The following is a 4,105-nucleotide window of genomic DNA, read 5'->3' as shown; positions in this document are numbered from 1 at the left end:
ATTCACGTGGGCGACGCCCGAGGTGATGTTCTTGCGCTCGCGCTTCTTTACGCGACCCGGTTCCTTGGCCATGTGTCTGTCTTACTTCTTCTTGCCGGCGATCGGCTTGGCGGGACCCTTGCGGGTGCGGGCGTTGGTGTGGGTGCGCTGACCACGGACCGGCAGGCCCTTGCGGTGACGCAGGCCGCGGTAGCAGGCCAGGTCCATCAGACGCTTGATGTTCATCGACGTCTCGCGGCGCAGGTCGCCCTCGACGGTGTGGTCGCGGTCGATGGTCTCGCGGATCTGCAGGACCTCGGCGTCGGTCAGCTGGTTCACCCGGCGGGCCGGCTCGATGCCCACCTTGGTGGTGATTTCCTTGGCGGCGTGAGCGCCGATGCCATGGATGTACTGAAGCGCGATTTCGACGCGCTTGTTGGTCGGGATGTTGACGCCAGCGATACGGGCCACGAAGCTCTCCAGATACGCGTGTGCGGACGCAACAAACGCTCCGGTCAACAGACCAGGAGCGTCGACGCCCTTCGCGGAAGCGCGCCTTATACAGGGGATTCCCGCTGCGTCAACGGCTCACGGGGCGGGCGCGGCGCTGTCAGCGGCCGAACTGGACGAAAACCGTGACCCTTTGTCCTTCGACCGGACGGCCCGAGGCGCTCATCGGCGGCCGGAAACGAAAATAGCCCTCGGCGGCGCGAATGGCGGCCTGGCCAAAGCCCATCCCCGGGGGCGTCTCCTCGACGACACGGCAGTTGTCGAGCCGCTCATCCAGACGGATGACGCAGTTGACCGAGCCGCGGCCGGAGCGCCGACGTGCATTGGCGGGGACGACGCTGAAGATCTCGCCCTGGGTGGCGCCGCGGATGAAGCGCGGACCGATACCGCCCGAGCCTGAGCCCTCGCCGTCCCCGTCGCCCGTGCCCGTGCCGGCGCCAGTGCCCCCCTGCCCCATGCCCGGCGTCGGGCTGGCGTCCGCCGCCATTCCGATGACGAGAGGCTGCTCGGGCGCCTGCACCGGCGGGGCCGGCACTTCCCGGGGGACGTTCACTGGGGGCTTCGGCGGGACATGGACGCGGGACGGAGCCGCGGGCGCGCCGCCGCCCGGATCAGGCGTGGGCTGGAGCGGCGGGGGTGGAGGGGGCGGCGGCGGCGTGGGGCGAAACAGCACGACGTCGATCGGCGGGGCCGGCGGCAGGAAGGGCACGGGCGCGGCGCTGTTGGCGATCAGGGCGAACACGACCAGGTGCGCCGCGGACACGCCGGCGGCGATCCCCGCGGTCCGCATGCGCTTCTTCGTCAGCAGTGGCTGTTCGATCCTCACGACCCCGTCCTTATCACGGGGACATGAACGCGCGGGCGCGGCAAAGGGTCAGGGACGGTTCAGCCTGACAGTTACGCGACGTCGTCGAGAGCCGCGTCGATCTCGGCCGCCACGGCGGCGATGGACCCCATTCCGTCGATCTCGGTCAGCAGGCCCTTGTCGGCGTAATAGGGCAGCAGCGGCGCCGTGTTGCGGTTGTAGGCGTCCAGCCGGACCTTGAAGCTGTCGGGATTGTCGTCGGGACGGCCCTGATCGGCGAAACGCACGGCCACCCGATCCAGCAAGGCGGCGTCGTCGACCTTCAGCCGAACGACGCGGTCGATCCTCTTGCCGAGCTTGGCCAGCATGGCGTCCAGAGCCTCGGCCTGAGCCACGGTGCGGGGAAAGCCGTCGAAGATGGCCCCGCCGGCGTCCTCGGCCTCTTTCAGACGGGCCTCGATCAGGGCGATGACGATGGCGTCGGACACCAGCTCGCCCCGGGACATGATCGCCTGGCATTCCCGCCCCAGTTCGGAGCCTGAGGCGATCGCCTCGCGCAGCATGTCGCCGGTCGACAGCTGGACCATGCCGCGGGCGTCCACCAGCCGTTTGGCCTGAGTGCCCTTGCCGGCCGCGGGGGGCCCGAACAGGATCAGGTTCATCGCCGCCCCTCCCCCAACCGGTTCCTAGCGCCGGGCCGGGGCTGTGACGCCCTTGCCGCGGGTCTGACCCCGCCCGCGCAGCTTGGCCTTCTTGATCAGGCCCTCGTACTGGTGCGCCAGCAGGTGAGACTGGATCTGCGCGACCGTGTCCATGGTCACGGAGACCACAATCAGGATCGACGTGCCGCCGATGATCGCCTGACCCATGCCGGAGTTGGCCATGAAGAACTCGGGCAGCAGGCAGACCGCCGTGATGTAGGCCGCGCCGATCGTCGTCAGGCGCGTCAGGACATAATCCAGATACTCCGCCGTGCGCTTGCCGGGCCGGATGCCGGGCAGGAAGCCGCCGTATTTGCGCAGGTTCTCGGCCGTGTCCTCGGGATTGAACGTGATTGAGGTGTAGAAGAAGCAGAAGAAGATGATCAGCGCGCCGTACAGCACCATGAATACGGGCTGGCCGTGCTGCATCTGGGCGGTGACCAGCGGCAGCCACTCCATCCACGGCGGCAGGTTCGCATTGGCGGTCATCTGGGCGACCGTCGTCGGCAGCATCAGCAGGGACGAGGCGAAGATCGGCGGGATCACGCCCGCGGTGTTGACCTTCAGCGGCAGGAAGCTGCGCTCGCCGCCGGCCATGCGGTTGCCTTCCTGACGCTTCGGATACTGGATCAGCAGCCGGCGCTGGGCGCGCTCCATGAAGACGATGAAGACCACGACCGCGATCATCATGGCGGTGATGAACAGCAGGGTGAAGGCGGACATCTGGCCCTGCTGGGCCAGGCCGAAGAGGCGGGCGACGGTGCCGGGCAGCACCGCGACAATGCCCGCGAAGATGATCAGCGAGATGCCGTTGCCGACGCCGCGGGCGGTGACCTGCTCGCCCAGCCACATCAGGAACATGGTGCCGCCGGTCAGGACGGTGATGGTCGAGATGATGAAGAAGATGCCGGGGTTGTCGACGAAGCCCTGCTGGGCGTTCAGACCGATGGCGATGCCGGCCGACTGGAACAGCGCCAGCACCACGGTCAGGTAGCGGGTGTACTGGTTCAGCTGCTTGCGGCCGCTCTCGCCGCCTTCCTTGCGCAGCTTCTCCCACGGCGGATATACCGCGCCCATCAGCTGCACGATGATCGACGCCGAGATGTAGGGCATCACGTTCAGCGCGAAGACGGCGAACCGCTCGACGGCGCCGCCCGAGAACATGTTGACCATGTCCAGGATGCCGCGCTGGCTGTCAGGGTTCTGGAAGAAGGCGAGGAAGGCTTCGGAGTTGATCCCCGGGACCGGCACATAGGTGCCGATGCGGTAGACCAGCAGGGCCAGGATCGTGAACAGCAAACGCTTGTGAAGCTCGGTCGCCTTGGCGAACGAACCCATGTTCATGTTTGCTGCGAGTTGTTCGGCGGCCGAAGCCATGTGTCGTCACCCCGACTGATCAGAAAGCGGCGTATCGGACGTGAATCCGGCGCCAGCGTCCAGATAGGCGAAGGGCGCCCCCTTAGCGAGAGCGCCCCTCAAGCTTATTTCGCGCGGGCCGCCGTGCGGGTCGTGCGGGCCGAGATCTTGTTGGCGTCGCCGCGCGGCGCCTTGGGAGCCGGAGCCTTGCCCTTGGCGGCGTTGCGCTTCTCGACGCGGGCCGCGGCCTTGGCTTCAGCGGCGATGCGCTGTTGCGTCACCGAACCGCCGGCGGCCTCGATGGCCTTGACCGCGCCGGCCGAGGCCGACCAGACGACCAGGTTCAGCTTGGCCTTCAATTCACCGGTGCCCAGCAGACGCACGCCGTCCTTGGTGCGGCGGATGACGCCCGCGCCGACCAGGGCGTCGCCGTTGATCTCGTTCTTGGCGTCCAGCTTGCCGCCGTCGATGGCGTCCTGCAGACGCCACAGGTTGACCTCGGCCAGCTTCAGCGCGTTCGGATTGTTGAAGCCGCGCTTGGGCATCCGCATGTACAGCGGCATCTGACCGCCTTCGAAGCCGCCGATGGCGACGCCCGAACGCGACTTCTGACCCTTGACGCCGCGACCCGCGGTCTTGCCCTTGCCCGAGCCCGGGCCCCGGCCGACGCGCATGCGCTTCTTGTGGGCGCCCTCGTTGTCGCGGATTTCGTTCAGTTTCATGTGCCTGATCCTTTCGGGTTCTAGCGCCTGGC

At 67.7% G+C, this 4,105-nt stretch carries 4 protein-coding genes and 2 pseudogenes; all 6 read right to left on the bottom strand.

All coding sequences use genetic code 11. The annotated features are described in order from the left end of the window. A pseudogene (locus tag VGB60_RS13230) lies at positions 1 to 72 on the bottom strand (30S ribosomal protein S11); the annotation flags it as partial. Positions 73 to 81: 9 nt separating this feature from the next. Then, complete coding sequence (gene rpsM / locus VGB60_RS13225; RefSeq protein WP_055832177.1) at positions 82 to 450, bottom strand: 30S ribosomal protein S13; 369 nt, start codon at positions 448 to 450, stop codon at positions 82 to 84. Between the two features lie 139 nt (positions 451 to 589). Next, entirely contained in the window at positions 590 to 1,315 is a 726-nt protein-coding gene (locus tag VGB60_RS13220; protein ID WP_331038713.1) for an energy transducer TonB, read from the bottom strand. A gap of 71 nt (positions 1,316 to 1,386) precedes the next feature. Continuing rightward, entirely contained in the window at positions 1,387 to 1,956 is a 570-nt protein-coding gene (locus VGB60_RS13215) for an adenylate kinase (RefSeq protein ID WP_331038712.1), read from the bottom strand. A 24-nt stretch (positions 1,957 to 1,980) separates the two neighbouring features. Further along, the gene (gene secY, locus VGB60_RS13210; RefSeq protein ID WP_331038711.1) at positions 1,981 to 3,372 is read right to left on the bottom strand and encodes a preprotein translocase subunit SecY; all 1,392 of its coding nucleotides are present in this window, start codon (positions 3,370 to 3,372) and stop codon (positions 1,981 to 1,983) included. A gap of 239 nt (positions 3,373 to 3,611) precedes the next feature. Continuing rightward, positions 3,612 to 4,073: pseudogene (gene rplO / locus VGB60_RS13205) on the bottom strand (50S ribosomal protein L15); the annotation flags it as partial. Positions 4,074 to 4,105 lie beyond the last annotated feature (32 nt).

This window comes from Brevundimonas sp., from assembly GCF_036399195.1.
GTDB lineage: Bacteria > Pseudomonadota > Alphaproteobacteria > Caulobacterales > Caulobacteraceae > Brevundimonas.
The sequence above is the reverse complement of the archived record's forward strand: the minus strand, read 5'-3'. Positions and strand labels throughout refer to the sequence as shown.

What these genes read in the sequence shown, in the direction of transcription:
- VGB60_RS13215 (WP_331038712.1), bottom strand. Translation starts at nt 1,956, where the DNA reads ATGAACCTGATCCTGTTCGGGCCCCCCGCGGCCGGCAAGGGCACTCAG.
- secY (WP_331038711.1), bottom strand. Translation starts at nt 3,372, where the DNA reads ATGGCTTCGGCCGCCGAACAACTCGCAGCAAACATGAACATGGGTTCG.